This window comes from Alicycliphilus sp. T452 (assembly GCF_054512775.1).
Map to the genome: position 1 here is coordinate 1 of NZ_JBTNEH010000058.1, position 3,295 is coordinate 3,295.

The 3,295-nt window shown below is 56.8% G+C and carries 5 protein-coding genes and 1 pseudogene; 4 read left to right on the forward strand and 2 right to left on the reverse strand.

The annotated features are described in order from the left end of the window. Nucleotides 1-94: 94 nt before the first annotated feature. Entirely contained in the window at nt 95-349 is a 255-nt protein-coding gene (locus tag ACX12L_RS22800) for a hypothetical protein (RefSeq protein WP_459264554.1), read from the reverse strand. 199 nt (nt 350-548) lie between these two features. On the opposite strand from ACX12L_RS22800, the gene pcaH reads away from it, so the two are divergent. Further along, nucleotides 549-1,292, forward strand: coding sequence for a protocatechuate 3,4-dioxygenase subunit beta (gene pcaH / locus ACX12L_RS22805; RefSeq protein WP_413914539.1), 744 nt, complete (start codon nt 549-551; stop codon nt 1,290-1,292). Continuing rightward, on the forward strand, nt 1,292-1,918 hold the full coding sequence (pcaG, locus tag ACX12L_RS22810; protein ID WP_459264555.1) for a protocatechuate 3,4-dioxygenase subunit alpha: 627 nt from the start codon (nt 1,292-1,294) through the stop codon (nt 1,916-1,918). Before pcaH ends, pcaG begins: the two co-directional genes overlap by 1 nt. Nucleotides 1,919-2,242: 324 nt before the next feature. Here pcaG and ACX12L_RS22815 read toward each other — a convergent pair whose 3' ends face one another. Continuing rightward, nucleotides 2,243-2,815 (reverse strand): IS1634 family transposase, encoded by a 573-nt coding sequence (locus ACX12L_RS22815; RefSeq protein WP_459264556.1) that lies wholly within the window; start codon nt 2,813-2,815, stop codon nt 2,243-2,245. 28 nt (nt 2,816-2,843) lie between these two features. Here ACX12L_RS22815 and ACX12L_RS22820 point away from each other — a divergent pair. Both ACX12L_RS22820 and ACX12L_RS22825 read left to right on the forward strand, forming a co-directional pair. Further along, a pseudogene (locus ACX12L_RS22820) lies at nt 2,844-3,059 on the forward strand (transposase); the annotation flags it as partial. Then, on the forward strand, nt 3,023-3,169 hold the full coding sequence (locus tag ACX12L_RS22825) for an IS66 family transposase zinc-finger binding domain-containing protein (RefSeq protein WP_459264557.1): 147 nt from the start codon (nt 3,023-3,025) through the stop codon (nt 3,167-3,169). The pseudogene ACX12L_RS22820 and the gene ACX12L_RS22825, both read left to right, overlap by 37 nt. Nucleotides 3,170-3,295 lie beyond the last annotated feature (126 nt).

Consider the following 3,295-nt stretch of genomic DNA (forward strand, 5'->3'; position numbering starts at 1 on the left):
GGCCACCATACCCGTTTACAAAGCGAACAGGAAAGTCAATGAAATCAACGGTCTACCCAGACCACCCCCGCGCCAGTGCTAGCTTTGCGTACCGTCACTTATTGCACTGAAAACGAGGAGACCCCAGGTAGAAACGAGTGTGGCACTCAAGGCACCACAGCACCGCGTTCTCGACGGCGGCATGGTTGTCGGTAAACGCTCGAGCGGCAGCCAGGACCTCAGCGTTGGCGTCCATCTCAGCCGGCGGGAACAGTCCGTGGCAGCACGCGCAGCGGTAGAGAATCTTGTTCTCCGCTGCTCGTTGGGCGCGCAGCTGGCGGGCGGATGGCTTCCGGTCGTTGAAGAGCATCCGGGCCCGGTTGCCTGGTCATCCGCGATGGCCCGGATCACGTTAACAAATGAAATTTACTCCGCATATTTGATTTGTATGTGTGCATACTATATGATTGGAGATAGAATCAATTATGTGATTTGCGCAAGCCAATCCGACAGTATGCCCGCCGCCTGCTGCCCACTATATGCTGCACCATTATTAACAGGAGATCTGCATGACAGCTGATGCTGACCCGTCCGGAGAATTCATACAGCGGAACCCCGCGGTACATCCTCCAGCCCATACGCCAAACTACAGGTTTACCGTGCTGCGCTCCCCACGCAATGCGCTCATTACGCTGCATAACTCGCTGTCGGAGGTCACTGCCCCGTCGTTCCGCCGCGAGGATCTCGGAGCGATTGATAACGACCTGATCATGAACTATGCGAAAGACGGCCTGCCGATCGGAGAACGCATCATCGTGCACGGCTATGTGCTCGACGAACTTGGTCGACCAGTTCGAAATTCGCTCGTCGAGGTATGGCAGGCCAATGCCGGCGGACGCTACCGACACAAGAAAGATCAATATATCGCACCGATCGACCCGAATTTTGGCGGATGTGGCAGGGTGCTCACAGATGCGAACGGCTACTACTTCTTCCGCACGATCAAGCCCGGCCCCTACCCAGTGCGAAGCGGCAGCACAACAGACTGGCGGCCTGCGCACATCCACTTCTCACTATCCGGTGATGGCTGGGCTCAGCGTCTCATTACCCAGATGTACTTCGAAGGTGATCCCTTGATCGCCACCTGTCCAATTGTGCAAACTGTTCCCAGCGAAGAACAAGTCCGCGGGCTGATTGCGTTACAAGATCCGAGTGCTTTTGTCACGCTTGACAGCCGGGCCTATCGCTTTGATGTCGTATTGCGCGGCCGTCGGGCCACATGGTTCGAAAACCGTATTCAAGGAGCTAAGTGATGCCACGGCAAATAAAAATGCTTGCTGAAACCGCTTCGCAAACAGCCGGTCCGTATCTACATATTGGACTAGCCCCGCAGCAGGCTGGTTTCGATATTTTCGAGAAAAACTTCGACAACGTGCTGGTCTCACCGCAGTCCAAGGGCGAACGCATTCGGGTCGAGTGCAGGGTGTTTGACGGTTTGCGCACGCCGGTGCGCGACGCGCTCATCGAAATCTGGCAGGCAAATGCCGCTGGACGCTACGCGCACCCTGGCGACAAGCAAGACAAGGCCGCCGATCCACACTTTCATGGGTGGGGAAGAGGCTGCACTGACTTCGATACCGGTCTCTGTACCTTCGATACCGTCAAGCCCGGGGCGGTAGTTGGCCGTAACGGCAGGTTGATGGCCCCGCACATCAACCTTTGGATTGTGGCACGTGGCATCAACATCGGCTTGAATACCCGCATGTACTTCTCCGATGAGGAAGAGGCTAATGCGAATGATCCGGTGCTCAACGGCATCGAGTGGGAAGTGCGGCGCAAGACCCTTATCGGCCAACGCGAAGCAAGCGCCAGCCAGGTGGTATATCGATTCGACATTTACCTGCAAGGACCAGAAGAAACCGTGTTCTTCGACATTTGATGCACCTGCTGCGCCGTTGTTCTTGATCGCCTTCGCCCCGATCGAGAACGACGGATTTCAGGGAGAGCAGGGACGATCAGCGCGAGGTCGGGAAGACTGACGTCGTGCTAACCTGAAGTTCCAGTAAGCGAAGAGCGAGTTTTCTCTGTATTTTCAAACGCTTGGCTTGAAATTCGCCTTTCGCTTTCTGTCTACACTTTGATCTGCCGTAGCAGTTCGATCGCACGCTGTTGCTTCGCGTTGGGGCTCGTGAGGACTTCGAAGGTAGGCACGCTTTTCGCGGCCTGTGGTGTGCGGCAGGTATTGCGCACGATGGTGGCAAGTTCAGCCATCAAAGTGCCAAAGCTGTGCACTGGGGTGTCGTCGTCGAGGGTGTCGCGGGCGACCTTGGTCAGCGCTGCCTGAGAGCGCCTGGCCGGCATCGGCAAACATGAGCTCACGCCAGGCTTCGCGCATGTGCCACTCGACATAGTACGCGAGCATGCACAGGAAGATGTGTGAGCGTACCCGATCGGCCAGACGGTGATGAATCGGGCGCACCTTGAGGTCGATGGTTTTGAACGAGCGGAAGGCGCGCTCGACGTTGGCCAGTGACTTGTAGTTGCGCACGCAATCTGCCGCCGCCATGTGCGTAGCCGGCACCGAGGTGCGAACGATGTAAATGCCATCCAGCGCGGCTTGCGCAGTGATACTGGCGGGCGTGCGCCGGAACACGAACGCCGCATCCTCAATGACGAGTTCGAAGTGCTTGGCGACCTTGTACTGGTTGATAATTTTGCCCACGCGCACGCCGATTTCATCCTTGCCGGCGAGCTTGGCGGCATCCACTCTGGCCTTGATCTTCTGTAAGCGCGAATTTCCCTGCACATAGCGTAACGATGTGAATGAGTGGAGCATAGGTGTCCACGTATGGAGGTGGACACCTATGCAAGAGAATCGGAATGACTCAGAGTTAGGGCTGGTGGTGACCAGCACACGGCGCGATGGCCGGCGGCGCTATGATTCACAATCGAAACGTCGGCTGGCCCAGGCATGCCTGCAGCCGGGCGTATCGCTGGCGGGAATGGCCCTCAAACATGGCGTGAACGCCAACCTGTTGCGCAAATGGGTCGTGAATTATCAGCGCGCGAGCACTTCTGCAGCGCCGCAGGCTGTCAGGGCGCGCTGCACCGCATCGGCGAAGATGTCAGTGAACAGTTGCATATTCCACCCCAGACGCCGTGGGTCTGGCAGCATGTCCGGTTCAAATAGGGGTCTCCTCGTTTTCAGTGCAATAAGTGACGGTACGAAAAGCTAGCACTGGCGCGGAGGTGGTGTTGGTAGATCGTTGATTTCATTGACTTTCCTGTTCACTTTCAAATCTGCGATTCGTGGCGT

Excerpts from the sequence above, each read along its gene's own strand:
- ACX12L_RS22800 (WP_459264554.1), bottom strand. The coding sequence starts at position 349 with ATGCTCTTCAACGACCGGAAGCCATCCGCCCGCCAGCTGCGCGCCCAA.
- pcaH (WP_413914539.1), top strand. The coding sequence starts at position 549 with ATGACAGCTGATGCTGACCCGTCCGGAGAATTCATACAGCGGAACCCC.
- pcaG (WP_459264555.1), top strand. The coding sequence starts at position 1,292 with ATGCCACGGCAAATAAAAATGCTTGCTGAAACCGCTTCGCAAACAGCC.
- ACX12L_RS22815 (WP_459264556.1), bottom strand. The coding sequence starts at position 2,815 with ATGCTCCACTCATTCACATCGTTACGCTATGTGCAGGGAAATTCGCGC.
- ACX12L_RS22825 (WP_459264557.1), top strand. The coding sequence starts at position 3,023 with ATGGGTCGTGAATTATCAGCGCGCGAGCACTTCTGCAGCGCCGCAGGC.